The sequence below is a fragment of the Mesorhizobium sp. B3-1-8 genome (genome assembly GCF_006439495.1).
GTDB lineage: Bacteria > Pseudomonadota > Alphaproteobacteria > Rhizobiales > Rhizobiaceae > Mesorhizobium.
This window is the reverse complement of record NZ_VFTK01000002.1, coordinates 229,226-254,959: the sequence shown is the minus strand read 5'-3', so window position 1 is coordinate 254,959 and position 25,734 is coordinate 229,226. Positions and strand designations below refer to the sequence as shown.

General features: G+C 64.9%; 26 protein-coding genes. 7 read left to right on the top strand and 19 right to left on the bottom strand.

Features of this window, described 5'->3' with window-relative positions; genetic code table 11:
- Positions 1 to 112: 112 nt before the first annotated feature.
- From FJ424_RS03200 to FJ424_RS03190, 3 genes are all read right to left on the bottom strand, one after another.
- Positions 113 to 835: an amino acid ABC transporter ATP-binding protein gene (locus FJ424_RS03200; RefSeq protein ID WP_140652056.1), complete on the bottom strand. Its 723-nt coding sequence runs from the start codon at positions 833 to 835 to the stop codon at positions 113 to 115.
- Positions 822 to 1,490: an amino acid ABC transporter permease gene (locus FJ424_RS03195; RefSeq protein ID WP_140645502.1), complete on the bottom strand. Its 669-nt coding sequence runs from the start codon at positions 1,488 to 1,490 to the stop codon at positions 822 to 824. The genes FJ424_RS03200 and FJ424_RS03195 overlap by 14 nt, the downstream gene beginning before the upstream one ends.
- A 129-nt stretch (positions 1,491 to 1,619) precedes the next feature.
- Positions 1,620 to 2,435 carry a basic amino acid ABC transporter substrate-binding protein gene (locus FJ424_RS03190; RefSeq protein ID WP_210239383.1) on the bottom strand — a complete coding sequence of 272 codons (816 nt, stop codon included), beginning with the start codon at positions 2,433 to 2,435 and terminating at the stop codon, positions 1,620 to 1,622.
- 326 nt (positions 2,436 to 2,761) lie between these two features.
- Between FJ424_RS03190 and FJ424_RS03185 the strand changes: the two genes are divergently transcribed.
- Positions 2,762 to 3,490 (top strand): SDR family oxidoreductase, encoded by a 729-nt coding sequence (locus FJ424_RS03185; RefSeq protein ID WP_140652058.1) that lies wholly within the window; start codon positions 2,762 to 2,764, stop codon positions 3,488 to 3,490.
- On the opposite strand, the gene FJ424_RS03180 is transcribed toward FJ424_RS03185, so the two are convergent.
- Positions 3,441 to 4,382, bottom strand: a complete 942-nt coding sequence (locus FJ424_RS03180) for a LysR family transcriptional regulator (RefSeq protein ID WP_140652060.1) — start codon at positions 4,380 to 4,382, stop codon at positions 3,441 to 3,443. The genes FJ424_RS03185 and FJ424_RS03180 overlap by 50 nt on opposite strands.
- A 13-nt stretch (positions 4,383 to 4,395) precedes the next feature.
- Positions 4,396 to 5,298 carry a S1C family serine protease gene (locus tag FJ424_RS03175; protein WP_140645499.1) on the bottom strand — a complete coding sequence of 301 codons (903 nt, stop codon included), beginning with the start codon at positions 5,296 to 5,298 and terminating at the stop codon, positions 4,396 to 4,398.
- Between the two features lie 341 nt (positions 5,299 to 5,639).
- Here FJ424_RS03175 and yghU point away from each other — a divergent pair, with 341 nt between their 5' ends.
- Positions 5,640 to 6,509, top strand: a complete 870-nt coding sequence (gene yghU, locus FJ424_RS03170; RefSeq protein ID WP_140645498.1) for a glutathione-dependent disulfide-bond oxidoreductase — start codon at positions 5,640 to 5,642, stop codon at positions 6,507 to 6,509.
- Positions 6,510 to 6,540: 31 nt separating this feature from the next.
- Here yghU and FJ424_RS03165 read toward each other — a convergent pair whose 3' ends face one another.
- A complete protein-coding gene (locus FJ424_RS03165; RefSeq protein WP_140652062.1) occupies positions 6,541 to 7,089 on the bottom strand; it encodes a YbhB/YbcL family Raf kinase inhibitor-like protein in 549 nt (182 codons plus the stop codon).
- A gap of 266 nt (positions 7,090 to 7,355) precedes the next feature.
- Entirely contained in the window at positions 7,356 to 8,543 is a 1,188-nt protein-coding gene (locus tag FJ424_RS03160; RefSeq protein WP_181181993.1) for a PLP-dependent aminotransferase family protein, read from the bottom strand.
- 270 nt (positions 8,544 to 8,813) lie between these two features.
- Here FJ424_RS03160 and FJ424_RS03155 point away from each other — a divergent pair, with 270 nt between their 5' ends.
- Positions 8,814 to 9,554 (top strand): sulfotransferase family protein, encoded by a 741-nt coding sequence (locus FJ424_RS03155; RefSeq protein WP_140645495.1) that lies wholly within the window; start codon positions 8,814 to 8,816, stop codon positions 9,552 to 9,554.
- A 40-nt stretch (positions 9,555 to 9,594) separates the two neighbouring features.
- Here the strand turns inward: FJ424_RS03155 and FJ424_RS33400 are convergent, their stop codons facing one another.
- From FJ424_RS33400 to FJ424_RS03135, 4 genes are all read right to left on the bottom strand, one after another.
- Positions 9,595 to 9,753 carry a hypothetical protein gene (locus FJ424_RS33400; protein ID WP_181167012.1) on the bottom strand — a complete coding sequence of 53 codons (159 nt, stop codon included), beginning with the start codon at positions 9,751 to 9,753 and terminating at the stop codon, positions 9,595 to 9,597.
- 437 nt (positions 9,754 to 10,190) lie between these two features.
- The gene (locus FJ424_RS03145) at positions 10,191 to 11,399 is read right to left on the bottom strand and encodes an amidohydrolase family protein (RefSeq protein WP_140652067.1); all 1,209 of its coding nucleotides are present in this window, start codon (positions 11,397 to 11,399) and stop codon (positions 10,191 to 10,193) included.
- A 473-nt stretch (positions 11,400 to 11,872) separates the two neighbouring features.
- Complete coding sequence (locus FJ424_RS03140; protein WP_140652068.1) at positions 11,873 to 12,328, bottom strand: GFA family protein; 456 nt, start codon at positions 12,326 to 12,328, stop codon at positions 11,873 to 11,875.
- 103 nt (positions 12,329 to 12,431) lie between these two features.
- Positions 12,432 to 12,983, bottom strand: a complete 552-nt coding sequence (locus tag FJ424_RS03135; protein WP_140645491.1) for an isochorismatase family protein — start codon at positions 12,981 to 12,983, stop codon at positions 12,432 to 12,434.
- Here FJ424_RS03135 and FJ424_RS03130 point away from each other — a divergent pair.
- The gene (locus tag FJ424_RS03130; protein ID WP_246677131.1) at positions 12,982 to 13,347 is read left to right on the top strand and encodes a hypothetical protein; all 366 of its coding nucleotides are present in this window, start codon (positions 12,982 to 12,984) and stop codon (positions 13,345 to 13,347) included. The two genes, FJ424_RS03135 and FJ424_RS03130, sit on opposite strands and share 2 nt — an antisense overlap.
- A gap of 76 nt (positions 13,348 to 13,423) precedes the next feature.
- Here the strand turns inward: FJ424_RS03130 and FJ424_RS03125 are convergent, their stop codons facing one another.
- From FJ424_RS03125 to FJ424_RS03100, 6 genes are all read right to left on the bottom strand, one after another.
- Positions 13,424 to 14,248, bottom strand: coding sequence for a hypothetical protein (locus FJ424_RS03125; protein WP_140652070.1), 825 nt, complete (start codon positions 14,246 to 14,248; stop codon positions 13,424 to 13,426).
- Positions 14,249 to 14,347: 99 nt separating this feature from the next.
- Positions 14,348 to 16,351: an amidase gene (locus FJ424_RS03120; protein WP_140652071.1), complete on the bottom strand. Its 2,004-nt coding sequence runs from the start codon at positions 16,349 to 16,351 to the stop codon at positions 14,348 to 14,350.
- A 123-nt stretch (positions 16,352 to 16,474) separates the two neighbouring features.
- Positions 16,475 to 18,724, bottom strand: coding sequence for a molybdopterin cofactor-binding domain-containing protein (locus tag FJ424_RS03115; protein WP_140652073.1), 2,250 nt, complete (start codon positions 18,722 to 18,724; stop codon positions 16,475 to 16,477).
- Positions 18,724 to 19,230 carry a (2Fe-2S)-binding protein gene (locus FJ424_RS03110; protein WP_140652075.1) on the bottom strand — a complete coding sequence of 169 codons (507 nt, stop codon included), beginning with the start codon at positions 19,228 to 19,230 and terminating at the stop codon, positions 18,724 to 18,726. The genes FJ424_RS03115 and FJ424_RS03110 overlap by 1 nt, the downstream gene beginning before the upstream one ends.
- A complete protein-coding gene (locus tag FJ424_RS03105; RefSeq protein WP_140652076.1) occupies positions 19,230 to 20,603 on the bottom strand; it encodes a cytochrome c in 1,374 nt (457 codons plus the stop codon). The genes FJ424_RS03110 and FJ424_RS03105 overlap by 1 nt, the downstream gene beginning before the upstream one ends.
- A gap of 146 nt (positions 20,604 to 20,749) precedes the next feature.
- On the bottom strand, positions 20,750 to 22,354 hold the full coding sequence (locus FJ424_RS03100) for a WD40 repeat domain-containing protein (RefSeq protein WP_140652078.1): 1,605 nt from the start codon (positions 22,352 to 22,354) through the stop codon (positions 20,750 to 20,752).
- Between the two features lie 345 nt (positions 22,355 to 22,699).
- Here FJ424_RS03100 and FJ424_RS03095 point away from each other — a divergent pair, with 345 nt between their 5' ends.
- Together FJ424_RS03095 and FJ424_RS03085 are read left to right on the top strand one after the other, a co-directional pair.
- Positions 22,700 to 22,795, top strand: a complete 96-nt coding sequence (locus FJ424_RS03095; protein ID WP_140652080.1) for a putative RiPP precursor — start codon at positions 22,700 to 22,702, stop codon at positions 22,793 to 22,795.
- A 267-nt stretch (positions 22,796 to 23,062) separates the two neighbouring features.
- Complete coding sequence (locus tag FJ424_RS03085) at positions 23,063 to 23,176, top strand: putative RiPP precursor (RefSeq protein ID WP_140645482.1); 114 nt, start codon at positions 23,063 to 23,065, stop codon at positions 23,174 to 23,176.
- A 60-nt stretch (positions 23,177 to 23,236) separates the two neighbouring features.
- Here the strand turns inward: FJ424_RS03085 and FJ424_RS03080 are convergent, their stop codons facing one another.
- On the bottom strand, positions 23,237 to 24,418 hold the full coding sequence (locus tag FJ424_RS03080) for a hypothetical protein (RefSeq protein ID WP_140652082.1): 1,182 nt from the start codon (positions 24,416 to 24,418) through the stop codon (positions 23,237 to 23,239).
- 122 nt (positions 24,419 to 24,540) lie between these two features.
- Between FJ424_RS03080 and FJ424_RS33885 the strand changes: the two genes are divergently transcribed.
- The gene (locus FJ424_RS33885) at positions 24,541 to 24,795 is read left to right on the top strand and encodes a hypothetical protein (protein WP_246677130.1); all 255 of its coding nucleotides are present in this window, start codon (positions 24,541 to 24,543) and stop codon (positions 24,793 to 24,795) included.
- Between the two features lie 59 nt (positions 24,796 to 24,854).
- Here FJ424_RS33885 and FJ424_RS03070 read toward each other — a convergent pair whose 3' ends face one another.
- Positions 24,855 to 25,628 carry an exodeoxyribonuclease III gene (locus FJ424_RS03070; RefSeq protein WP_140652084.1) on the bottom strand — a complete coding sequence of 258 codons (774 nt, stop codon included), beginning with the start codon at positions 25,626 to 25,628 and terminating at the stop codon, positions 24,855 to 24,857.
- Positions 25,629 to 25,734: the final 106 nt, after the last annotated feature.

Genomic DNA, 25,734 nt, shown 5'->3' with positions numbered 1-25,734 from the left:
TCCGCAGCGGTTGTAGCGACGGCTGGTGCCAGTTTCTGTCAGCAGGCGCCAAACGGCTTGATCCGACGGGCTCCTCATTTGCGAATTGAAGCGACGACCGCCGGGTCGAAGGCTACAGGATTTTCGCCAGAAAGCTCTTTGTGCGGTTCCTCTGCGGATCCGAGAAAAGCGCTTTCGGCGCTCCCTCCTCGACGATCATGCCGTCATCCATGAAGATCACACGGTGCCCGACCTCCCGGGCAAAACCCATCTCATGGGTGACCACGACCATCGTCATGCCCTCAACGGCGAGGGTCTTCATGACCTGAAGCACCTCGCCCACCATTTCGGGATCGAGCGCGGAGGTCGGCTCGTCGAAGAGCATGACGTTCGGTCCCATCGCCAGCGAGCGCGCGATTGCCACGCGCTGCTGCTGGCCGCCGGACAGCTCGTCCGGATAATTCGCTTCCTTGCCGACGAGACCGACCTTGGCCAGCAATTCGCGCGCGACCCTGTTGGCCTCCTCGGCCGGGATCTTCTTGACCTTGCGCGGCCCGATCGTGACATTCTCCAGAATGGTCAGGTGCTTGAACAGGTTGAACTGCTGAAACACCATGCCGACATGCTGACGTAGTTGGTGGATGTTTGTCTTCGGGTCGGTCAACATCATGCCGGCGATTTCGATCTCGCCGCTGGTTGCCGCCTCCAAGCCGTTCAGGCAGCGCAGAAAAGTGCTCTTGCCGCTTCCCGAGGGACCGATGACGACGACGACCTCCTTTTCCTCCACATGAGTGGTTATCCCCTTGAGGATCTCGTTGTGGCCAAAGGACTTGTGAAGGTCCTTAACGTTTATCAACTTGAAGCCTCCTCTCCAGGTAGGACGAGAACTTCGACAGCGAGAAGATGAGGACGAAATAGAGGGCGGCAATCAGCCCCCAGATCGCAAAGGACGCAAAGGTCTCGGCAATCACGATCTCGCCCTTGTAGACCAGCTCGGCGATGCCGACCGGCGCCAGCAGCGAGGTGTCCTTGATCGTCTGGGCAGCCTGGTTGACCAGCGGCGGGATCATCCGCTTGAACGCCTGGGGCAGAACGATATAGCGCATCGTCTGAAAGCCGTTCATGGCAATTGACTGCGCCGCCTCCTTCTGGCCGCGGTCGACACCGAGAATGCCCGCGCGGATGATCTCGGTGACATAGGCGCCCTCGTTCAGGCTGAGCGTGAAGGCGGCGGCGAGGATGGGATAAGTCAGCTGTCCGAACCACTGGTTGACGGGCAGGATCGCCGGCAATCCAAGCACGATGAAGAAGAGTTGCACCAGCAGCGGCGTGGACCGGAAGATCTCGACATAGCCGGTGGCGATCCAGCGCAGCGGCGCAACCGTCGACAGGCGCATCAGCGCCGCGCACAGGCCGATCACCACCATCAGGATGATGGCGACGATCGAATACTGGATGGTAAGCCGCAGGCCATCGAGGATGACGGGTAGGTTTTGCCAGATGGGGCCCATGAACCGTGCCTTGGATCGCTATTCCCGCCCGCTTCGTCAGAAGACACGCATGGCACGGCTGGCGCCATGCGTGTCGACTTGCCGGAGAGAACGCTGAAGGGATCTGCCGTTTGGACGATCCGAACGGCCTCAGCCCGAAATCGCGACGGAAGCCGGTTTCTGAACCTCGTTGACGACACCACTGGTATCGCCTCCGAAATATTTCTCGAAAAGCTTCTGGTATTCGCCGCTCTGCTTGATCTTGGCGAGGCCGGCATTGATTTTCTCGACAAGCTCCGGCTTTTGCTTGCTGATGGCGATGCCGTAATATTCGCCAGTCAGCAGCGGGCCCACGGTCTCGACGTTGTCGTGGCCGGCCTTGAAGTTGACGTTGACAGGATTGTCGAAGATGACCGCGTCGGCCCCGCCGGTTTCGAGCGCCTGATAGGCTGCATCGATGCTCTGGAACTGCTTCACATAATCCGGCGCGAAGCCATGACCGGTCAGGTAGTCGACCGACGAGGTTGCCTTCTTGGTCGCGACCACGTGGCCCTTGAGATCGTCGAAGCCCTTGATGCCGGAGTCTTTCTTCACCAGCACCGAAAGGCCGGATTTGTAATAGGCGTCGCTGAAATCGACGTTCTGCATGCGGCTGGTCTTGATCGTTATTCCGGCAACCGCGGCGTCGATCGAGCCGGCCTGCAGACTCGGGATGATCCCGTTGAACGGCAGTGTTTTCAGGCTGACCGTCATGTCCTCGGCCTTGGCGATCGCCTTGATCATGTCGATGTCGAAGCCCGTGACTTCGCCATTCGTCTCGGTCTCGAATGGCGGGAAGGTCGTGTCGGCACCGACCACGATGTTGGTTGCCGCGCTCTGCGCGGCCGCCATGGGCGTTGCGCCGAATGAAAATACGAGGCCGGAAACCAACGACGTTGCCAGCATGATAAGCGACTTGTTGTTCACAGATATCTCCTTTCGGCGGGCATTCGTCTGCTGAAGGCGTCGACGATCAGGAGTGGTGCGCAATGCATGAACTCGGAGCCCGTACCGTGCATCTGGATCGGGCCGCGCCCAAGTCAAGGTTGCCGCAGTTGCGGTTCCTCAGGAAGAGCCGCGGCCGGCGGATTTCATGCGCGGCCAGGTCTCGCGACCGGTTATGCCAGGGCCTGCGGTAGAAGTGGGGCGAGCGCGTCGACCCCCGCCATCGGAGCTTCCTATGGCACAATCGGATTCTTCCGTTTCCGCTTCGCGCGGCGGCCTGCCAAACCCTGTCCAGGCAAAGGAAAGGCATGGACATGGACAAGCAGAGAATCCTGATCGTCGGCGGCAGCTCGGGCATGGGGCTGGTGCTCGCCAAGCGCTGTCTCGAGGAAGGAGCCGGCGTCATCATCGCCGGGCGCGGGCAAGCGAAGCTGAGCGCGGCGCGGGAAGAACTCGGCCAGCCGGGCACGCTCGAGACAGCCGTGGTCGATATAAGCCGCGAGGACGGGGTCGCAGCGCTTTTCGAGCGCATCGGCAGGCTCGACCATATCGTCAGCACCGCCGCCGCCATCGAAGGCGCCTACCGGCTGTTGCCGGAGATCGAGCTTTCAGCCGCGCAGCGGGTGGTCGAAAGCAAATTTTACGGGCCGCTGCTGCTCTCCAAGCATGGCGCGCCGAAGCTGCCGCCGACAGGTTCGCTCACCTTCGTCTCCGGCATCGCGGCCTATCGGCCGGCGGCTCGCGGCTCGGTGGTCGCAGCCGTCAACGCGGCGCTGGAAGGGCTGGTAAGAGCGCTGGCTGTGGAACTCGCGCCGATCCGCGTCAACGCCGTGTCGCCCGGCTGGGTCGATACGCCGATATGGGAGTTTGTCGCGGGCGACAGGAAGGCGCAGACGCTGTCCGCCATGGCGGAGCGGTTGCCCGTTGGGCGGGTCGGAAGGCCCGAGGACATCGCCGACGCAATCCACTTCCTGATCGGTAATGGCTTTACGACGGGAGAGACGCTGCATGTCGAGGGCGGGCACCGGCTGGTGTGACCGGGACCAAGCCCTCCGCCAGAGCGGTGAGGAACGCCTTCAGCGCCAGCGGCTGGACGCGCCGGCGGCGCCAGATCATCACGATGTCGGCCGAGCGGACCGAGCCGGGCCAGGCAAGCTCGGCCACCTCGCCGCGATCGATCGCGGCGGCGACCGCCAACCGCGGCACAAGGCCAAAGCCGGCGCCGGCCGCCACCAGCCCGGCTATGGCGTCGATGCTGCCGGCTTCGGCGGCCAGCCTTGGCTTGCCAAGACCTGCCTCGGCAAACGCCTTGTCGACCATGGCGCGGTAGACGCAGCCGGTCTCGGTGGCGACGAAAGGCTTTTCGGCCAGCGCCGCCAGATCGACATCCGCACTGTTGTCGCCCGGAGGCGCGATCAGCGCCAGCGGCTCGACCGCAACGGCGCGCCTGGCAAGGCGCGGTTCTGGCTCACCAGCATCGGGTCGCTCGAAGCAGAAAGCGACGTCGATCTCGCCGTCACCCAGCCGCCGCAGCAACTCGCCGCTGCCGGCGATCCGGAGCTTGATATCGATGCCGGGATGGTCGGCGCGGAAACCAGCAAGCCATGGCGCCAGCCTTGCCGCGGCGATCGTCTCCAGCGCGCCGATAGACAGGCTGCCGGCCGCCTCGGCGCTGGTGGCATCGATGGCGGCGCGGGCGTCGTCGGCAAGCGCCAGCAGGTCCTCGGCATAGGGTTTCAGCGTTTCGCCCGCCGGCGTCAGTTCCAGCCCTGGTCGCGAACGGGTGAAGAGGCTGGCGCCAAGCTCGGCCTCCAGCGCCTGGATCTGATCGCTGACGCTCGACTGGGCGAGATTGAGCTCCCGCGCCGCGCGCGTGACGTTGCGGGTGCGCGCGACCGCGAGGAAGGTCTTCAGCAGCCGGGGATGCATCGGCGCTTCAAGCCTACTGCAGCTGCGGTTTCTTCAGGAAGGAATTGCGGTCGGCGGATTTGACGCGCAGCCAGGTCTCGCGGCCGTCGCGCACGACGCGCAGTGGAATTTCCGCGCCGGCCGGATTCTGCCAGAGTTTTCTGTAGAAATCGGCCAGACCGTCGACTTCGCCGTCGCGCACGTCGGAGATGATGTCGCCCTGGCGCAGGCCGGCCTGGGCGGCCGGGCCACCTTCGGCCACGCTCATCACCACCACCATGCCGTTCGACTCGGCCGAGAAGGCGCCGAGCCACGGACGCGGCGCCTTGGCCGCCTGGCCGCGCTTGATGAGATCGTCGAGAATCGGCGTCAGAAGATCGATCGGCACGACCATGTTGATGTCCGCCACCTCGCCGGCGCGGCTCATCTGCAGGCGCAGCGATCCGACGCCGAGCAGCTTGCCGTCGCGATCGAACAGCGCGGCCCCGCCCCAGGACGGGTGGGCGGGCGCAATGAAGATCGCCTCGTCGATCAGATACTCCCAGTAGCCGGCGAATTCCTGCTTGGTGACGATGTGAGCGTCGACCTGCTGGCCGATGCCGTCGGCGAGCGTAACGGCATCGCCGATATTGGTCTTCCTGGCATTGCCGAACTGCACAGCCGGAAGGTTGAGTGGCGACAGCGCCTGAACAAGGCCGAAGCCGGTTTCCTGGTCATAGGCAAGCGCGTGCGCGGCGACCACGCGGCCGTCCTGGTCGGTCAGCCACACTTCCTCGGCCTCGGTGATGAGATAGCCGATAGTGAGCACCAGGCCATTGTCGCGGATCACCACGCCGCTGCCTTCGCGGCGCGTGCCCAGCGCATTGGCGGTGAAAGCGTCGTCCGGCACCGTGGCGCGCACGGCAACGACGGAGCGCGAAATTTTCTCGATGGTCATCGATCCATCCTGCATTGCGGGTCTTTGCCTATAAGTATGGCCGAAGGAGCGCGGCGCAAGGGCGGATTTCCCCCTTGTCCCCTTGTGGGAGAGGGTTTCGCCGAAGGCGACTGATGGGGCTCCAGAGAGCACAGACGCCACACTCCGCTGGAACACCCCTCACCCGTCTCGGCGCCGCGCGCCGATCCAACTTCTTCACAAGGGGAGAAGGGAAAGGCACTGGCACAAGCGCTAGTTCAACGAAGATTGAACTTTTTTCTTTGACGCGCGCGGAACCGCACCTAAGTCTAACGGCATCCGCGGCGGACTTCCCGCCGCTTACGAAACACAGGGCCGCCAACATGGACGAATACACCCCACCGAAAGTCTGGACCTGGAACAAGCCCAATGGTGGTCAGTTCGCCTCGATCAACCGGCCGATCGCAGGCCCGACGCATGAGAAGGAACTGCCGGTCGGCAAGCACCCGCTGCAGCTCTATTCACTGGCCACGCCCAACGGCCAGAAGGTTACGATCATGCTGGAGGAGTTGCTGGCGCTCGGCCACAAGGGCGCAGAGTATGATGCCTGGCTGATCAAGATCGGCGACGGCGACCAGTTCGGCAGCGGGTTCGTCGGGGTCAACCCGAACTCGAAGATCCCGGCGCTGATGGACCGCAGCGAGCCGAAGCCGGTGCGCGTGTTCGAATCCGGCTCGATCCTCACCTATCTCGCCGAAAAATTCGGCGCGTTCCTGCCGACCGAGCGCGCGGCGCGCGCGGAAACCTTCTCGTGGCTGTTCTGGCAGATGGGCTCGGCGCCCTATCTCGGCGGCGGCTTCGGCCATTTCTACGCCTATGCGCCGCACAAGATCGAATATGCCATCGACCGCTTCGCCATGGAGACCAAGCGGCAGATGGACGTGCTCGACCGCCGCCTGGCCGAGAGCGAGTATCTTGCCGGCCCCGACTACACCATCGCCGACATGGCGGTGTGGCCCTGGTATGGCGGGCTGGCCAAGGGCCGCAGCTACAACGACGCCGCGCAGTTCCTCTCGGTGCATGAATACAAGAACGTGCAGCGCTGGGCCGACGCGATCGACGCCAGGCCGGCGGTAAGCCGCGGCCGCATGGTCAACCGCATGTCCGGCGATCCGGCCTTCCAGCTGCGCGAGCGCCATGACGCCAGCGACTTCGAGACGAAGACGCAGGATAAGCTGGAGGCGGCGGAGTAAGGGTTAATCTCCCCTCTCGAGGGGAGATCGGCTACCTCCCGAATGTATACGTCACACTCGCCACGCCGAGCGCGGAGCTCTTGGCGGCGACCGAGACCATGTCCGGTAACGGATTGTCCGGCGTACGCAGCGTCTTTTCGCCCAGCGCATAGAGCGTGAAGACATAGTGATGCTGGCCGCTGCCCGGCGGCGGGCATGGGCCGAAATAGCCGGCGCGGCCGACGCCGCCCTTGCCGAGCACCGCCCCCTTGGGCATGCGCTTGCCGCCCTGCGCGCCGGCGCCTTCTTTCAGACCCTTGGCGCTCGCCGGGATGTTCCAGGCCAGCCAGTGCCAGAAACCCTTGCCGCCATTGGCGTCGGTGTCGAACATGGTCAGCGCGTAACTCTTGGTGCCGGCGGGCGGATCCTTCCAGGCAAGGGCGATCGAGACGCTTTGCCCACCGCAGCCGGCCTTGTCGCCGAGATATTTCGCGTCCCATTGGCCGTCCGAAACCGACGGGCTGGAGATCTCGAAGGCCGCCGCATGGCTGGCGGAGGCGACAAGGACAAGCATGGTGAAGCCGAGACGCAAGGTTGTCATTTGATCCTCCCTGAAGAACGCAGCGTAGCGGAAAAGCGGCCCGAAAAAGGGCAAGCTGCCGCGACCGCCTGCCTGGACAACAAAAAAAGCCCCGCCGGTGGAGGCCGTCGGGGCTCTTCGTTCGGACCATGGAGGTGGGACCCCAAGGTCGGGTCGATCCAGGGGGTGTTGGATCGGTCGCGACACTAGCCGAGGAATCGGCCCCGCGGACAATCACGGCTGCGCACTACCAATCACGCCTGCGCGAGAATGAGGTGATAGCCGGCTTACCCCCGCAGCAGCTTCGCCAGTCTCGGCACGCCTTCGTTCACCGCTCGGTCGTCGGCAAGGGTGAACGACATGCGCAGCGTGTTGCGGCCGGTGCCGTCGGCGTAGAAGGCGTTACCCGGCACGAAGGCGACGCGCGCCTCCTTGACCGAGCGCGCCAAAAGTTCGGCGGCGTCAGCGCCGTCCGGCAGCGTCAGCCAGACGAACATGCCGCCGTCCGGGCGGCTCCAGGAAATACCGTCGGGCATGTTGGCTTCCAGCGCGGAAAGCAGCGCGTCCCGGCGCTTGCGGTAGGCGCCGATCAGCTTGTCCACCTGGGCGTCGAAGATGGTCTCGGCGACCCGGTGCATGACGATCTGGTTGATCGAGGGGCTGTGCAGGTCGGATGCCTGCTTCATCAGCACCAGCTTTTCCACGACATGGCGCGGGGCGCAGACCCAGCCGACGCGCATGCCGGGCGACAGTATCTTCGAAAACGAGCCGCAATAGAGCGTGCGCGCATGATCGATGCCGCCGGAGCGGGCGCAGTCGAGCGCCAGGATCGGCGGCACGCCTTCGCCGTCATAGCGCAGCGCGCGGTAGGCCGCGTCCTCGATGACGGCGATGTCGAGCTCGCCGGCGAGGTCGAGCACCGCCTCACGCTGCTTGGCGTCCAGCGTGTTGCCGGTCGGATTGGCGAAATCCGGCACCAGATAGGCGAACTTCACCTTGCCACCCCCTTTCGAAAAAACAGAGGGGGCGGCCGCCGCGGCGCGATAAGCCTCCGGCGTCATGTTGCCGCCGGCTGTGTTCAGCCGGTCGTAACGCGGCTCATAGGCGTTGAAGGCCTGCAGCGCGCCGAGATAGGTCGGCCAGGTGACAAGCGCCGTGTCGCCGGGCGACAGGAACAGCTTGCCGAGATAGTCGAGCGCCTGCTGCGAGCCGGAGGTGATGAAGATGTTGCCCTCGTCGCACGGGACACCGAGCTTGCCCATTTCACCGGCCAGCCATTTGCGCAGCGGCAGGAAACCTTCGCTGACCTGGTACTGCAGCGCGGCCCCGGCCTCCTTGCCGCCCAGCACCGCCTGGTAGGCATCGGCGATGGCTTCGGCCGGAAACAGCGACGGGTCGGGAATGCCGCCGGCGAAGGAGATGATGTCCGGCCGGTCGAGCAGCTTCAACAGCTCGCGGATTTCCGAGGCCTTCATGCGCGAGGAGCGCGAGGCCAGAAGGTTCAACAGGGTCAAGGCGCACCTCCCGCAGTGCTTATTTAGGTCAGCTTGGTTGACCTATTATCAGGCCGCGCCTTTCGCGTGAATACACAAAACGACAATGGCGCATCGTCCGGGCGACATTTGGTCCACAAAATTTGTGCGACGCTAATGGAAAGCCATTGCGCGATCGGCCGGCCGGGCGCACGATCACGGCCAAAGAACCGGAAGCCGAGAGAAAATCAATCCGGACCAAGGGGGACGCGCGTGACACTCGAAGTCATCGGGGCCGGTTTCGGCCGCACCGGCACGTGGTCGACTTTCGCCGCGCTGAACCGGCTGGGCTTTCCGAGCTACCATATGCAGGAAGTCATCATCAACAAGGCCAACAAGGGCCACCTCGACTTCTGGCGCAAGGTGGCGAACAGCCCGCCGGGCAGCCAGCACGACTGGAACCGGGTCTTTTCCAACTACCGGGCGACCGTCGACAATCCGGGCTGCTGCGTGTGGCGCGAGCTGATGGCCGCTTATCCCGACGCTAAAGTGCTGTTGACGCTGCATCCGCGCGGAGGCGAAGCCTGGTATGACAGCACAATCGACACGATCTACTTCACCGAGAACGTCTGGCAATTCAAAGTGCTGGAATGGCTCACACCCTTCGGCCGCAAGTTCGGCGATATGTCGCGCAAGCTGATCTGGGGCCGAACGCTGAAGGGCGTGATGAACGACCGCGATAAGGCGGTGGCGCGCTACAATTCCTATATAGACGAGGTAAAGGCGGCGGTGCCGCCGGAGAAGCTTTTGGTGTTCAAGGTCAGCGACGGCTGGGCGCCGCTCTGCGATTTCCTCGGGGTCGCGCTGCCCAACGAGCCCTTCCCCAATCTCAACGACCGCGCCAGCATCAAGAAGATCATCAACGAGATGATCATGGGATCCTATCTGATGCTTGCCGGCGTTGCGGTCCTGATCGCGCTGGCGGTCGGCGGTTTATGGTGGTGGCTGGGATAGCAACCCCTATCCGTCTGCCAGTGCCCGCAGGCGGCCGCGATCAGAACGGCAACCGGATCTCGTCGAGGTGGTTCGACTGTTCCGGCCAGCCAATGTCCTTTTGGACCTCCGCCGGCAGTTCGTTCAGCTGACGCGTCGTGCGGCGGCGCTTGCTGGCCTGCTCGAAGGCGGCGCGGATTCGGTTAAGACTTTTGAACATGGAAACCTCCATAGATCAGCGGCGGAAAACCGGTGCCGCCTCTTCCCGGTGCCGCTTTTGCGATGCGTCTGTAACCGGTGGATTGCGCGCGAACGGTGAAATGCTTCACGAAACCGGAGGGGCTTGAAACATATGCATGCAAACTAATTTGTGGGATCGAAATGCGGCGGCGCGCCAGTCGCCGAACTGCGTGCCTGCAATGTCGGACGCTTGGTCTTATCGCCGATACATTCAGCCGAGAGGGAGGGCGCGCTTTACTCCGGCGCCTGCGAATCCGATCCGGCCTGCTGCGCGGTCCGCGCCGAGAGCCGGCCTTTACGGACGAGCGTCGGCTTTGAATATTCTTTCTTCATGGCCAAGTCCCCAAGCTGCAAGGAAACGTGCGGCATCCGAATAGACGTTGTCAAGCGAAGGCCCGCCTTCCAGGAGACGACGTCCTACGCCGCCACCTTCCCGCCTCGCGCCACTTCCCTGCCCGCGCGATAGACGGTGCGCTCCTTCGGCACAGCCACCACCGCTTCCGGGACATGCTCTGCCTTCAGCGCAACGAAATCCGCCTTGGCGCCGACGGCGATGTTGTAGCCCTCGAGCCCGAGCGCCTTGGCGCCGGCATGGCTCACCACGTCGTAAGCGGCTTTCAGTTCCCAGTCCTCGTAGAAGCCGGAGCGGTAGCCGATCATGTTGGCGCAGTTGAGCATGTCGCCATCGCCATAGGGCCACCACGAATCGCGGATGTTGTCGGAGCCGGCGAAGACCGTGACGCCCGCCTTGCGCAGCGCGGCCACCGGCGGGAAAGGATGATCGCCGGGCGCGTTGGTCATGATGGCGACGCCGGCGGCAGCGATCCGCTCGCCGGCTCCGGCCAACGCATCGGCGGAGATGTCGCCCAACCCGTAGGCGTGGCTGACGGCGACTTTTCCCTGCATGCCCAGTGCCGCGGTCCGGGCGACTATTTCCTCGATCTCGAACAGGCCAAGCGTGCCGCGGTCATGCAGGTGGATGTCGACGCCGGCGCCGCGCTTTTCGGCAAGGCCGAAGACGACATCGAGATGGCCTTTCACATCGCGATCGAAGCTTGCCGGGTCGAGCCCGCCGATCAGGTCGCAGCCGAGCTTGAGCGCCTCGTCGAGCAGTTCTACGGTGCCTGGCGAGGACAGAATGCCGCTCTGCGGGAAGGCGACGAGCTGGATGTCGATCAAGTCGCGGTATTTCTCCCGCACGCCAAGGATCGTCTCGACATGCTTCAGCCCGACCGAGGCGTCGACCATGACATGGCTGCGCATGGTAAGGCTGCCATTGCCGACGCAGAGCTCGAGCTGGCTTTTCGCGCGCTCTTCCATCGGCGCGGCCTGCTCGAGATTGCGCATCTGGAAGGCGACCCGCTCGCGCACGTCAAAACCATTGGTGCAGGGAGTGTGCGGGCGCCAGGCATCGCCATAGAAGGAGGTGTCGAGATGGATATGACCCTCGACGAAAGCCGGCAGCACGAGTTGGTCGGCGAGATCGATGGCGCCAGCCGGCGGCGTCGTCGCATTGGCTGCAGGCACGATGGCGCTGAAACGGCCGCCGGCGACGGCGAGGTCAGCGACCGTGCCGTCGGCAAGCCTGGCGTTGAGAAAATGAGTCTGGTCCACGATGCAATCCATTGAAAAGGAAAGCCTCAGTCGTCGCCGGCCGGGCGGACCAGGTCAATGCGGATCGAGGGAGAAAGTGTTTCGCCTTCGCCTTCTCCCCCTTGCGGGCCCCCTTGTGGGAGAAGGCGGATCGGCGCGCAGCGCCGAGACGGTTGCTGGAAGGAATGAGGCGCCGGTGAGGGCCGCACGGCCACGGCTGAGCAAGCGATATCGCCAAGCTGGAACACTCCTCATCCGTTCGAGCTTCGCTCGGCCACCTTCTCCCAAACAAAGGGGAGAAGGGAAGAGCCGCCATATACCGTTTTCGCGGAAGTTTCAGCGGGCGGCAAATGTGCCATGGTGCAGTCTGCGGTATGAGGCCGCCGTGGTCGACGCGGACGCCCAAGCACATCCCCAACAATGCGCCCCCAACGGCCGCGTCGACCATGAACGGAAACGGCGACCTTGCCCTAGGTCGCCGCTTTTTTGACCGGCCCCGCTTTTGGTCAGCCTTGCGTGCCGGCGTATTCGGCGACCAGCGGCTCATATTCCTCGAAGGACGGCAGCGCTTGGTAGCTGTGCGCGGCCGATGTCGCCGCCCAGGACAATTTCTCACTGGTCCAGGTCTCGATGAAGGGCGTGAACCAGGCATGCTCGTCGAGCATGGTCGGGCGCAGGTTGACGAACCAGTCGATCCCTTCCGGTCGGGTGAACATCCAGGGCATGCAATAGCCGCAGAAATAGTGTTTCGATGCGCCATGCAGGCCGCCGACCACCGGCTCGCCCTTGGTCACCTCGAAACCTTCCGAGGGGATTGCCGCGCTCAGCGAATAGGCGCTGGACGACATCGACTGGCAGCCGGTGCAATGGCAGGCCATGGTGAGCAGCGGCTTTGCCGAAATCTTCAGGCGCACGCGGCCGCAGCGGCAGCCGCCTTCGGCGGGAAGATCGAGGGTGGGCAAGATAGGCTCCTTGGGTTGGGTTATTCCTTCTCTCCTTGCGGGAGAAGGTGTCGCCGAAGGCGACGGATAGGGGTGCTCCACAAGGGGAGGAGGAAGAAAGCGCTCAACTCCCAACCAGCTCCGCCGTGGTCGTCATCCGCGCGCCCTGCCCCTCGAAGGCCTCGTTGTGGCGAGCGATGATATCGGGCGCCTTCTCCTTCAGTGAATCCAGCGTCGAATGCGCGTCGGAGACCACGGTGACCCCAAGCCCCTCAGCGAAGGCTCCCTTCACGGTAGCGGCGACGCAGAAATCGGTCTGGGCACCAAGGAGCACGACGTCGTCAGCACCCTGCCCCGCCACCCATTCGGCGAGGTCGGGGTTGGAGAAGGCGTTGCCGACGCTTTTGCCGAAGGTCGGTTCGTCGGCGGCCTGGCCGAGCAGCGGCCATACCGGCCAGCCGGAAGCGCCCGGCGCCAGCGGGTCGCCCTCCGGCCCGTCATGGCGGATGAACGCCACCTTGCGGCCGGAACGCCGCGCCCAGTCGATCAGCCTGCGGGCGCGCTCGGCGATCGTGTCGGCGTCGTGGATCGGCGGCTCGAAACGGCCGTCGAACATGTTGGTCTGCAGATCGATGACGATCAGCGGCGCAGCGGCGGAGGGGGCGGTCTCTGGCATGGCGGCGAAGATAGCGTGGGTGGGGGATGGGTCAAGAACAAGACAGCGCCGAAACGCACCATCCACTGCCGGGGCTGTCGAGGCGGGCGGCGCATGGCTGCCGTTGGTGCTGATGGGGGCAAGCGCGGTGCTGCTCGATATCGGCGTCGTCGGCGACCAGACGCCGGGCCGCCGTGCCGTCAATCTTTTGCAGCCCAAGGCGCGCGGCCGCATCAACGGGCTGTTCGTCGGCATCATCTTCATCGGCGGCGCAATCGGCTCGCTGCTGGCCGGCATCGCCTGGGCCTGGGGCGGCTGGAACGCGGTGTGCGCCGCAGGCGCGGTGTTCGGTGTGATGGCGCTAGTGGTGGACTGGCTGGAGTAGCGCCGCATCTTTCTCCTCCCTCGAGGGGGAAATAACGCGAAGCGCCGGTCTCTGCGCCAATCGTCCTGCTATCCGCCTAGGCATTCCTCGGGTCGGCCACGCATTGCGGAATCGCGCGGGTGGCGGCGATCAGCTTGCCGCGCATTTCGGAAGGCCGGCGCAAATTCTGCCAGTAGGCGCCGATGCCCTTCATTTCCGTGCCCTGGCCACCGCCAAGCGCACCGTCGGCGCCGACCAGCATCGTCACGATCTTGACGCCGCAGGCAAGGTTGCGGTCGGGATCGGTGATGTCGACCTCCGACTTGAAGCCGCAATGGTATCTCTGCTCGTCCGAAAGCGACAATTGCAGCAGGCCGATCGAATACTGGTCCTGGTCCTCTTCCCAATAGGCGGCGGAGCTGCTGTTGACGGATTCCGCGCTGACCAGGTCGGCAAGCAGCGTACGCCAGAACACGGCGCGGCCGCCGCGGTCCTGGCGCAGATAGCCGGGGCAGAAAACCCCTATGTCGGAAGGCTCGAGACCGCTCAGCGGCTTTTCAGCATCGATCAGGTAGGCCAGCTTGCGCGTCACGGTCTTATGATCGACCATTTTTGTCAACGCGCCCTGCCCCGCGAGGCAGTTTTTCGCGAAAGCCTGCGCCTCCGGCTGGGTGGTATGCCCGTGGGATTTCCACTGGTCGGTGCAGGACGGCCGCGACGCGACAACGGGCGCCACCGCTGGTGAGGCGGCCGGCGAGGCGACGGCCACTTTGGCAGGCTTCGGTGTTGCGGCCTTCGGCGCGGCAGCCTGGGGCACGGCGCTTTCGATGACCTTGGGATTGGCGCAGCCGTCGAGCACCACGGCAAGTCCCGCCAATGCCACGACGATGCGGATCAGCCTGAACCGAACTCCGGCATGCAATCGCACTGAGCCGCCAGCGTACAAATCCCCCTCCGAGCAGTAAACACAACGGACCAGCCCGGCCTCTTAAGGTCACTCTGCCAGATCGGTGGTGGCCTGTCACCCGATCCCGCCAGTGATCGTGAAGGTTCCCTTACAGTGCCCGTCGGGCAGGCGCGCGATGGCCGTGACGATCGAGCCATAGGCGCCGCGCCAGACGCTGTGGAAGCCCTGATGCGTCGATGCCGGCACGACCACCCGACCGGTCTGGCGGTTGCCCTCCGCCCGCATGACGACAGGCTCGCCATTGACGTGAACCTTGACCGCGGCCGGCTCGTCCGCGCCGACGTCCAACACGATCGCGATCTCGTCGGTGTCGCCGGAGCGCGTCGTCTCGGCGGTCAGCGCCAGCGTGAGCGGCGCATCGCCGGCAGTCGCGCCACTGCCTTCGAACACATCGCCGGCCAGCGCCGGCGTGCGCGGCGGAACGGTGCGGCGTCTGGTGGCCCGCTCATAGTCGCCGGCGATGGTCAGCAATGCCACGTCGTCATAAGCCTTGCCGGCGAAGGTGAGGCCGACCGGCATGCCGATATCGGCCATCGTTCCCATCGGCACCGTCACCGTCGGGATGCCGAGATGGCGCCACACGAGATTGCCGTTGGCGACCCAGGTGCCGTTGCGCCAGGCAAGCCGTGCGGAAGCCTCGTCGACGTCGGCATCGGCCGGACCGACATCGGCGACCGCCGGCAGCACCACGGCATCGAGGCGGTTGGCATCGAGCCAGTCCTCGAAATCGATACGGCGCGTTGTCTCCAGGCCTTTCAATCCGGCCTCGATGGTGGGAATGCCCTCGAGCGGCGCCACGCCCTGCTTCGCCCGCTCGACATACTGCGCCAGATCGAAATCGACCTCGCCATAACGGTCGCGCAACGTGCCCGGCGGCTGCGGGAAGATCTTTGCGCCGTCGACCGAAGCAAGATCGGGGATCGCGGGATCGGCATTGGCGCGCAGGAAATCGTCCCAGGACCAGATGGACAGGTCCCAGATCTCGCGCTCGGCGAATTCAGCCGGCACAAGGCCACGGTCGACCATCGACAGCACGCCCGGACGGTCGCGCTCGTAGTTGGTGACGACGGGAAAATCGACCTCGACCACTTCAGCACCGAGCGCTTCGAGATCGCGCGCTGCCTGACGCCAAAGCTCCAGCACCGAGGCGCGCGTCTTGATCGGGCGGTCGGCGCCATCATCCTTGCCGATATACATTTTCGGCACACCGAGGCGTTTGCCCTTCAGCGCGCCTTGCAGCGGAAGCGCGGCGTAGCTCGCCGGCCGCAGCGCCGATGTTTTCGGAATCGCCACCCAGGGCTGCACGCGCCAGAAATCGCCGCGCGTCTCGGCATCGTCGGCGACGATCACGTCGAGCAGCTCCAGCATGTCGGGAATGGTTCGCGTGTGCGGCACCACCACATCCATGGTCGGCACCAAGGGCCAGTTGCCGCGCACCGAAATCACGCCGCGCGAGGGCGTGTAGGCGACCAGCGCGTTGTTGGAAGCGGGCGCGCGGCCGGACGACCATGTTTCTTCGCCGAGGCCGAAGGCGGCGAAGGATGCGGCGGTCGCCGTGCCCGAGCCGTTGGACGAGCCGGAAGCGAAAGCGGCGGTGAGGAAGTCCTTGTTGTACGGACTCTCGGCGCGGCCATAGACGCCGCGCTGCATGCCGCCATTGGCCATCGGCGGCATGTTGGTGAGGCCGATCAATACCGCGCCGGCGGCGCGCAGCCTGGCGATGGTGAAGGCGTCCTCGCCGGCGACGAGATGCTCGAAGGCGGGCGAGCCGGCGGCGACCGTCAGGCCCTTGGCCTTGTAGCTGTCCTTGGCGGTGTAAGGGATGCCGTCGAGCGGGCCGAGGGCTTTGCCCTCTCGGCGGCGGCGGTCCGAAGCTTCCGCCTCCTCGAACATGTTCGGGTTGAGGATGGGGACCGCGTTCAGCGCGATGCCGTGGCGGTCGTAATGCGCAATGCGCCGCAGATACGCGGCGGTGAGCTCGACGCTGGTGACGGTGCCGTCTTCCAGCGCGCGGCGCAGGTCGGCGATCGAGGCTTCGACGAGGTGGAGATTGAGCATGATGGGACGGGACGCTGACTGGTAGGTTTGTCTATCCACCTAGGATGACGGCGCGCACGTAACTTGTACAGTGAACTCCCCTGTCCCCTTCGGCGACATCTTCCTCGAGGGGAGATTAAGGCCCTAAACCCCCAGCACGTCCTTCACCCTCTCTCGCGTGTAAGGCAGATCATATATGCGCTTGCCGGTCGCGTTCCGGAATGCGTTGGCGATGGCGCCAGCGGTAGGGCCCTGTGCGGCTTCGGCGACGCCGAGATAAGGCGTGCCGGGATTATCGACGACTTGCACCTCGATATTGTCGGGCACCGCGCTGAAGCGCAGGATCGGATAGGTTGACCAGTCCGGACTCAAGATGCGCGTTCGATCGAAATGCACGGCCTCGTAAAGCGTCCAGCTCATCGACTGCAATATGCCGCCTTCGGTCTGGTTGATAATCGAATCCGGGGCGACGGCCTCCCCGCAATCGACCGCCGCAACGACGCGCGACACCTTGATCGCGCCGCTGTCGCTGTCGACATCGGCCTCCAGCGCAAGGGCCAGATAAGCGGCGTGGTTCTTGTATTTGGCGAAGGCGAAACCCCTGCCCCGGCCTTCCGGCAAAGCATCCTTCGACCAGCCGAATTTTTGCGCCGCGACCTCGATCACCTTTTTGGCGCGCGGGTCTTTCAGATGGCGCAGGCGGTATTCGACCGGATCGGCGTTCGCCGCCACCGCCAACTCGTCCATGAAGCTTTCGATGGAGAAGACGTTACAATAGGCGCCGAGGCCGCGCAGCGCGGACACGCGCACCGGCATGTCGGCGACGAAGTGCCAGTTCACGCGCTGGTTGGGCACGTCATAGAGCGGGATCGCGTTGCGGTCGCCATTGCCGAGCGGAGAGATTTGCAGCTCGGCGGGATCGGGCGGGAAATGCCGTTCCATCAGCCTGCCGGCGATCAGCGATCCGGCGGAACCCGGCCGCGTGCCATGGTTGTTGCTCCACAGGTCGTAGTGCCAGTTCACGATGTTGCCGTTCTGGTCGAGCGTGGCACTCGCCCTGGTCAGCATCGCCGGTCCGTATGGCTCCCATAGATGCTCCTGGTCGCGCATCCATTGCACGCGCACCGGCTTGCCCGGCACTTTCTGCGCGATCAGCGCGGCGTCGGCCGCCGCATCGTCGGCGCCGTTGTGGCCGTAGCAGCCCGAGCCCTCGGTGTGGATGCAGCGCACCTTCTCCTGCGGCACGCCGAGCATCTGGGCGATCGCCTTGCGATCGGGATAGACGCCTTGCGTATGCGTCCAGACCGTCGTCAGGCCATTGTCGAGCATGGCCACCGCGCTCGATGGACCGATAGAGCCGTGCATCTGGTAGGCGCGCGTGAATTGCGCCTGGAGCGTCCTGGCTCCCGGCGCGCTGTCGGCGCCGACGGAGGTCACCGTGCCGACTTTCGACACGGCCTTTTCCAGGAAAGCCGAAATATCGTTGGGGTCGGGAAGCGCAGGCTGCTCCTGCCACTTCGCGACGACGGCCATGGCGCGCATGGCCTTCACGGCCTGGAACTCCTGCTCGGCGACCACGGCGAGGAAATCGCCGTCGCGCACCACGGCGATCACGCCAGGCATCGCCTTGACCGCGACATCGGCGAAGTCGGCGAGCTTCGCGCCGTAGCTCGGCGGCCGCACGACGCGGGCATGAACCATGCCTGGCGGCCGCATGTCCTGGACATAGGCCTCGCCGCCGGTGACCTTGGCCGGGATGTCGACCCGCGCGAAAGGCTTGCCGATCGCGCGATAGGCTGCCGGCGGCTTGAGCCTGGTATCCGCCGCCGCATCGACATGAAGGAAATCGGCCGAGACCAGTTCGCCATAACCGGCCTTGGCGCCGTTCGGGCCGACGACCGCTCCCGCCTCAGCCTTCAGCGCCTCGACCGGCGCGCCGAGCTTTTCGCTGGCCTTGGCGATCAGGATCTGCCGCGCCTGCGCCGAGGCATAGCGGATGGCGGTGCCTGAATTCTGGATCGTCTGGCTGCCGGCGGTGTAGCCTTCATTCGGCGTCAGCGCGGTGTCGGCGGTGATCAGTTTGATCGCCGCCGGCTCGACCTCGAGCTCCTCGGCCGCGATCTGGCGCAGCGACGTCTTGGTGCCCTGGCCAAGCTCGGCCTTGCCGGTGAAGACGGTGATCGAACCGTCGGCGTCGATGCGGATCCAAGCGTCGAGCGAGGGCGTATCAGCCAGACTGCCGGGCAATTCGGGTTTCGCCGTCTGGGCGCCGGGCGCGCTCGGTACCTCGCCCTGCTGCGCCTCGGCGGGGATGGCGAAGGATACGACCAGCGCGCCGGCTCCCGCCAGGAAGCCGCGGCGGGTGACATCGGGAAGCAGGTTCGGTGCGTTCATCATCCCCTCCCGGTGGCGGCTGCCGGCGCCATGTTGCCGGCGGACTTGCCCTGCATCAGGTCGCGGGCGCGGGCCACGGCCCGAAGGATGCGCATATGCGTGCCGCAGCGACAGAGATTGGGCTCCAGCGCCTGCCTGATGTCGGCGTCGGTGGCATCGGGCTTTGCCTCGAGCAGCGCCTGCGCCCGCATCATCATGCCGGCAATGCAATAGCCGCATTGCGCCGCCTGTTGTTCGATGAAAGCTTTTTGCATCGGGCCGGGATCGTCGATGGTGCCAAGGCCCTCGACCGTCTTGATCTCGCGCCCCTCGACCAGCATGGCCGGCGTCAGGCAGGAAAAGACCGCCTTGCCGTCGACCATCACCGTGCAGGCGCCGCACTGGCCGAGGCCGCAACCGAACTTTGCTCCGTTGAGCTTCAGATCGTTGCGCAACACATAGAGCAGCGGCGTCGCCGGATCGACGTCGACGTCATGTGACGTGCCATTGACGTTGAGCTTGACCATCAGTCCTTGGCTCCCACATTGTCCGGGCTGCGCTCGATGCCGTCCGAAGGCCGGACGCTGACCCGGTATTTGCCGCTCCTGGTGTCGGCGGTCTTCGTTTTCGCGTCCGCCCATGCCGGCTTCTGGGCATAGGCCTCGCGCAGATAGCCGAGCAGGTCCGCCACCTGATCGTCGGTCAGCGTCGCGGCGAAGCCCGGCATGATCGGGCTCTCCCGGCCGCTCGCCGCCGGCAGGCCAAAGAGCACGACGTTGATTGCATTTTGAGGATCGCGCGCGGCGATCGTGCTGGAGAGATGGAAATTGATGCCGCCGAAGGGCTGCGGGCGGCTGCCGTCATGGCAGGTGGCGCAGGCCGCCTGGTAAATCGCGCCGCCGCGGCTTGTCGGACTGCCGGTGGTGGCGCTGGCCGGTATCGGCGTGCCACCCTGGTCGATCGAAAGCTTCTTGCGGATGTCCTCGGCTGCCGCCGCCCGCTCCGGCGTCGGCTCGCCCATTTGGGAGACCAGGTAAGTGGCGATGGCGCTGATGTCGGAATCCGGCAGTCGGCCGAGATTGCCGGTGACCTCGGCCATCGGTCCGTTGGCCACGCCGTGATCGGCATGCCAGCCCTGGCGTAGATAGGCAAAGAGGCTGTCATGCGTCCATGGGATTGGCGCGGAGGACGATCTGTCGAGCGCGAAGGCATCCCAGCCCTCCGCTTCGCCGCCTGCCAGATGCGCGCCTTTCCGCTCGGCGCCCAGCAGGTTGCGCGGCGTGTGGCAGGCGCCGCAATGGCCAAGCCCTTCGACGAGATAGGCACCGCGGTTCCATTCGGCGCTCTGCGAGGCATCCTCGCGATAGGCGCCCTTGTCGAAGAAGAGCAGCTTCCAGCCCGCCAGCACGAAGCGCAGGTTGAGCGGGAACGGCAGCTCATTGGCGGGAGGTCGATTCTCCACGGCATGCCGCGTCATCAGATAGGCATAGAGCGCCTTGTTGTCCTCGTCGGAGACCAGCGTGAAATGGTCGAACGGGAAGGCCGGATAAAGGTGATCGCCGTCGCGCTCGACGCCTTCCCGCATCGCCCGGCTGAAGGCAGCTTCCGACCAGCGCCCGATACCGGTCTTGGGGTCCGGCGTGATGTTGGTGGAATAGATGGTACCGAATGGCGTCGGCACCGCCAGCCCGCCGGCGAAGGACTTTCCGCCGGGCTTGGTATGGCAGGACGTGCAGTTGCCGACCGAAGCGACCACCGCCCCCTGCACGATCAGCGTCTGGTCGAAGGAGGCGCGTTGCGGCGGTTCGATCGGGTCGATCGCCGGCTTCCAGGCATAGGCGGCGAAACCCGCCAGGCAGACTACAATGAGGATGAGAACGCCGGTCCAGAAGCGTTTCAAGGAGGCACTCCTTGCAGAGGGCTCGGCACTATGCAGCCGGCCATGCCGTCACCGGGATGAACTAGGCTCGATCAGCGGACTGTCAATGACAGCCGATCTCCCCCGAGGGGATCACGCGCTCGACCGCCGCCGCCAATCGCTTCCGCCTACTCCGGCGCCCCGGCAAACAGCACCGTGCCGTCGCCTCCCGCCGCCGGCCAGTCGCGAATGGTGCGGTCGATGCCGCCGGTCAAAAGCGTGCCATCGGCGGCGAAGGCGACAGAATACATGGGGCCGGTGCCGGGATCGAACTCGGCGATCTCGGCGCCGGTGTCCATATTCCAGATCCGTGCCGTGCCGTCGAGCGAGACGGAGCCGAGCCGCTTGCCGTCGGCCGACAGGGCCAGCGCGTAGACCGTGCCGGAATGGCCCTCGAAACGTCGCACTTCCCTGAAGCTGTCGAGGTCCCAGAGTTTTATCGTGTAGTCGCCGCTGCCGGTCACCGCGTGGTGGCCGTCGGCCAGGAAGACCGCGCCATAGGCGCCGCGGTCGTGGCCGTGCCAGCTGCGCAGCTGCTTGCCCGAAACGATATCCCAGAGCTTCAGCTCACCGTCGATGCTGCCCGTGAGCGCCCTGGTGCCATCGGGCGAGATGGCGACGGAGCTCACCGACCAGTCGTGGCCCGGCAGCACATGCGACACCGTCCCCTTCTCCAGGTCCCAGACGACGACGGAACCGGTGTCGTGGCCGCTGACGGCGAGTTTGCCGTCCTGGCTGACCTTCAGTTGCCGGACGCCGCCGTTCGCCCCTGAGGAGAAGACGTGCAGCACCGTGCCGTCGGATAGCTGGCGCAGCACGATCTCGCCGTCGTCGCCGGCGGTCAGCGCGGTCTTGCCGTCGGGCATGAAAAGCGCGCTGCGCGCCATGTCCTTGTGGATGCCGAGATCGCGGATCAGCCGCTTGCCGTCGATGTCCCAGAGCTTGATCATGCGGTCGGTGCTTGCGCTCATGATCTCGTGGCCGTCGGCCGACACCGCCAGCCAGACGACGGCGTCGCGGTGGCCTTCGGGCGCGGTCGGCTGGGCCGGAGGCGCCAGTGGAGGCGGCGCCACTATCTGTGGCGGCGTTGCGGGCGCGAGCGCCGTCTGCTCGGTGGGCTGTGCCGGTTGGGCAGGCTGCGGCGCGATGGCTGGCGGCGACGGCGGAACGGGAGCCGCAACCGGCTCTGCCGGCGGCGCGGATTTCGCGACTTCTTCCTGCGCGGATGCGGGCACGGTTGGCTTTGCGCTAGCCTCCGGCGTGGTCGGTTTTGCGCTCGCCTCCGGCGTGGTTGGTTTTGTGCTCGCCTCCGGCTCGGGCTTCGGCTCGGATGGCCGAGGCGCCGGTTCCGCCGGCGCGGCGGCGACTTCCTTCGCCGGTTCGCCATCCGGCCGCTGCGTCCGCCACGGGCCGAACTGGTCGGCGACGATGACGAGCAGCGCCAAAAGCGGCAAAGCGAGTGCTGCGCGGCGCAGCCGCGGATGGCCGGCCGGCGCGATCTCGGCGTCGCGGCCGAACAAGGGGGCGGCCGGATCGTGCCTGGCGGCGCCCGGCAGCAGGCCGGCGAGGAAAAGCAGCCCGGCAAGGACCGACAGCACGCCGGCCACGCCGAAGACTTCCAGCCGCGCCGTCGCCAGCGGCTTGCCGCCCAACGCCAGATAGAGCTTGGCGAAGCAGGCAATGCCGACGATCAGCATCGCCAGCGCCAGCAGCCTGTCGGTCGATCGCTTCATCCACCCCCCGTTCCTCCCGCCTGAATGCGGAAGGCGCATCAGCCATCCTAGCCGAGCTTTCTTGCCAGGCTAAGTGCAAGACATCACACGAGGAAAGATTAATCTGCTTCGGCCTCGGGGCGTGCTCTTCCGCCCAACGACGGCCGGCTTTTCAACTTTACTCGACCGGCGGACCAATATCCCGCCGACTAGCTCGAGGCATTGAGGTCTTTCTCTTCGTTGAAAGCCGGTCGCGTGAGCAGAAAGCCACACTCCCCAAGAATAAAGACCTCAACCACTCGCATTGGTTGACAGGAAACGCTCTTATGACATTATCCGGCGGGGATTTTCAGGAGAGCCATTAGCATGAAGAAGATCTACGAGAAGCCTATCTTCATCCGCAAAGGCAAGCTTTCGACAGTCACGGCATTGAACAGCCCTTCCAACCCCCTCCCGGGTTGATCATCGGGAATAGCGATCGTTAGGCCCGACTGGGAAGCAGCCATAGGCGCTGCTCAGGTTGGCGCGAGCGTTTGGAGAGATTTTTTATGAAGAAGGTCTACGAGAAGCCCAACCTCATCCGGAAGGGCAGGCTTTCGGCAGTTACGGCGAACGCTCCGGTTTCGACGGACTGATCGGCCTACGATCGAACATGCCGGCTTGGCATGTTGGACCGACAGCTTGTTGTCGGCCGGCATGCTGTTTTGGGTAAATCGGGGACTTCGGAATATGAAGAAAGTCTACGAGAAGCCAACCTTCGCCAGGAAGGGCAAGCTTTCGGCCATCACGGCAATCAACGGCGCCGGTTCAGGTCCCATCAATGGAACCGGGCCGGTGATCTGACCGGTTATCCCCGCGCTTCTTGACAATACGCGAAGGCCGACGCCGGCAATCTCGGCGGATTCAGCGCACCAGCACCAAACCGTCCAGCACAGCTTGCCAATAGTGCTTCGTGGAAATGCGCACGCGCGTCACCGCCTTCAGCATCGGTGCGTAGTGGACCGGAGCCAACGCCGAGAGCGCGATCTCGTCGCTGGCGACCAGTTCGTCATCGAGCCAGCTTTCGACCAATGCGACCTCGCCTTCCGAAGCCAGCCATGCGGCGGTGAGCATAATCGAATGAAAGCCGAAGGGTGTCGTGCCGGCAAACTCCGCCGGATGGCCGCTGCTGGTATAGGCAACGCGGCCGCGTGAGAGATTGCCGTTGAGATAGCCCTCGCTGTCCTTGACGTACTGGCTCGTCAGGGCGTTCAGGTTGCGCCAGTCGAGACCGGCATGGCCGCAGGGAATTTTCTGAAAAGGCAGGGCGGTGACAGCGTCGAAGTCGACCGTTTCGAGTGCCGCATCGGCTGCGATCGCGTCCGATCGCAAAAGTCCGAGATCGGCCGGATAGGGGGTAAGCGCCAGGCGACGGTCGAGACCCGATCCAGAGATCGTCAGCGTGTCGGCGTCGGAGGAGAGACCGACAAGGAAGTCGCCAGGCAGTAGCGCTCTGGTTTCCAGGACCCTGCCCTTGCCCATGACCTGAAGCGCCGCCTCGGTCACGGTCCTGCCGCGAATGAAGCGTCCTGGCGAGAGACCGACCGCCTTCGGCAAGTCCTCGCCGGCGAGACCTGACGGCGCGCCGGGCATGGTGTCGAGGCGCAGCGACTGATCCTCATTGCCGGTGCTCACGCGCCAGCCTTTCGGCACCGAGACCGAAAACCGGTAGGTTCCGGGCGCGCGCAGGACGGCCCGATGTTTCTTCGCCGACATGACGAAATTGGCGAAGCCGCCATTGTTGGTTCGCACCGCGGCGAGGAATGCGCCCTTTTCGTCATAGGCCCTTACCACGATGCCGGCGATCGGCCGGTCGGCCTGTCCGAACTTGCCGTCGCCGTCGACATCCATGAAGACGAAGGACGAATAGTTGAGCGCTCCGCGGCTGCCGCCCCAGGCTGCGCGCGGCGCATAGTCGCCCGCCGGATTGGGGCTGCCGCGCGCCCTGCGGCGCTTGCGGCGCCAGCGCAGCGCGATCGCGACGAGAGCTACAGCGCAGGCAAGGACGAGGGCGGAGATGAGGGCGACGAGGATGGTATCAGCCATTGCGAGGCAGCAACGGCTGGAGACACGTGTTCAAGACCACGAGCATGAAATTTTACCCCCTCCAACTCTTCAGCAGATTAGCGCTGGACACCAACACCGCAAGTCGTTGCTGTGGAAGGCGCATGATTGAGACGCCGGCGGGAGAACGCCTGCGCTATCGAAACTATTGGACCACGGTTCTACCAGCAGAAGGCTTTCCCCAGGTGTCGAACGGCCGCTCTGGTCGAATGCTTGACAGAAACCACTCATTTGAGATCATCTACTGGAGTATTGGAGGGCAACCCATGAAGAAGACTTACGAGAAGCCGGTTTTGATCCGCAGAGGCAAGCTTTCCGTGATTGTGGCGGGTTCGCCTCCGCCCGCTCCGCCCCCATGATCGGGCACCCAGGATTTTGATTCTCAACGATCCCCGCTATTGCGGGGATTTTTGTTTTCTCACCCCAACTCCACCCAAACCGGCGCATGATCGCTGGGATTGTCGCCTCCCCGCACCTCGCGGTCGATGCCCGCCGCTTTCAGTTTCCGCGCCAGCTTCTTCGATAGCAATATGTGGTCGAGACGCAGGCCCGCGTCGCGCGGCCAGCGGTTCCGTCGATAATCCCAGAAGGTGTAGAGTTTTTCTTGCCTGGGAAAAACCTTGCGCAGGGCGTCGGTCCAGCCCTGCTCGACCAGCGCGGCAAAGGCGGCACGGCTTTCGGGCTGCACCAGCGCGTTGTCGTCATAAGAGCGGGTGGCATAGATGTCGCGCGGCTCTGGCACGATGTTGAAGTCGCCGGCCAGCGCCACCGGCAGGCCGGTGTCGAGCAGTTGCTCCGCATGCGCCGCGAAGCGCTCGTGCCAGGCGAGCTTGTAGTCGAATTTCGGCCCTGGCCGCGGGTTGCCGTTGGGGGCATAGAGGCAGGCGATGACGACGCCGTCGACCGCCGCCTCGATGTAGCGCGCCTGGCGATCGGCATCGTCGCCGGGCAGCGCATCGCGCGTCAGGACGGGCTCGGAGCCGCGCGCGAGGATCGCCACGCCGTTCCAGGTCGGCTCGCCCTTCCACACCGCGCCATAGCCGGCTTTGGCGAGCCGGGTCAGCGGAAACTGCGTGTCGCGCGCCTTCAACTCCTGCAGGCAGACGACGTCGGGCTTTGCTTTGGCGAGCCAAGCCAGCAGGTTTTCCAGCCGGCTGTTGATGTTGTTGATGTTGAAGGTGGCGAGTTTCATTTTTGAATGCCGAAGGCGCCTCTCGCCTCGTCATCCTCGGGCTTGACCCGAGGATCTATTCCGTTACGTTCGCCGTGGAGCGCGGCGGAGCAAAATCCTGAACCGT

Bases quoted from the DNA above. Each gene is read 5' to 3' on its own strand.
- FJ424_RS03185 (WP_140652058.1), top strand. From the start codon at position 2,762: ATGGACATGGACAAGCAGAGAATCCTGATCGTCGGCGGCAGCTCGGGC.
- FJ424_RS33400 (WP_181167012.1), bottom strand. From the start codon at position 9,753: ATGTTCAAAAGTCTTAACCGAATCCGCGCCGCCTTCGAGCAGGCCAGC.
- FJ424_RS33885 (WP_246677130.1), top strand. From the start codon at position 24,541: ATGATTGAGACGCCGGCGGGAGAACGCCTGCGCTATCGAAACTATTGG.
- FJ424_RS03070 (WP_140652084.1), bottom strand. From the start codon at position 25,628: ATGAAACTCGCCACCTTCAACATCAACAACATCAACAGCCGGCTGGAA.
- FJ424_RS03160 (WP_181181993.1), bottom strand. From the start codon at position 8,543: ATGAAGGCCTCGGAAATCCGCGAGCTGTTGAAGCTGCTCGACCGGCCG.
- FJ424_RS03115 (WP_140652073.1), bottom strand. From the start codon at position 18,724: ATGAACGCACCGAACCTGCTTCCCGATGTCACCCGCCGCGGCTTCCTG.
- yghU (WP_140645498.1), top strand. From the start codon at position 5,640: ATGGACGAATACACCCCACCGAAAGTCTGGACCTGGAACAAGCCCAAT.
- FJ424_RS03095 (WP_140652080.1), top strand. From the start codon at position 22,700: ATGAAGAAGATCTACGAGAAGCCTATCTTCATCCGCAAAGGCAAGCTT.
- FJ424_RS03130 (WP_246677131.1), top strand. From the start codon at position 12,982: ATGGCGGCGAAGATAGCGTGGGTGGGGGATGGGTCAAGAACAAGACAG.
- FJ424_RS03110 (WP_140652075.1), bottom strand. From the start codon at position 19,230: ATGGTCAAGCTCAACGTCAATGGCACGTCACATGACGTCGACGTCGAT.
- FJ424_RS03175 (WP_140645499.1), bottom strand. From the start codon at position 5,298: ATGACCATCGAGAAAATTTCGCGCTCCGTCGTTGCCGTGCGCGCCACG.
- FJ424_RS03195 (WP_140645502.1), bottom strand. From the start codon at position 1,490: ATGGGCCCCATCTGGCAAAACCTACCCGTCATCCTCGATGGCCTGCGG.
- FJ424_RS03100 (WP_140652078.1), bottom strand. From the start codon at position 22,354: ATGAAGCGATCGACCGACAGGCTGCTGGCGCTGGCGATGCTGATCGTC.
- FJ424_RS03085 (WP_140645482.1), top strand. From the start codon at position 23,063: ATGAAGAAAGTCTACGAGAAGCCAACCTTCGCCAGGAAGGGCAAGCTT.
- FJ424_RS03145 (WP_140652067.1), bottom strand. From the start codon at position 11,399: ATGGATTGCATCGTGGACCAGACTCATTTTCTCAACGCCAGGCTTGCC.
- FJ424_RS03180 (WP_140652060.1), bottom strand. From the start codon at position 4,382: ATGCATCCCCGGCTGCTGAAGACCTTCCTCGCGGTCGCGCGCACCCGC.
- FJ424_RS03135 (WP_140645491.1), bottom strand. From the start codon at position 12,983: ATGCCAGAGACCGCCCCCTCCGCCGCTGCGCCGCTGATCGTCATCGAT.
- FJ424_RS03165 (WP_140652062.1), bottom strand. From the start codon at position 7,089: ATGACAACCTTGCGTCTCGGCTTCACCATGCTTGTCCTTGTCGCCTCC.
- FJ424_RS03080 (WP_140652082.1), bottom strand. From the start codon at position 24,418: ATGGCTGATACCATCCTCGTCGCCCTCATCTCCGCCCTCGTCCTTGCC.
- FJ424_RS03120 (WP_140652071.1), bottom strand. From the start codon at position 16,351: ATGCTCAATCTCCACCTCGTCGAAGCCTCGATCGCCGACCTGCGCCGC.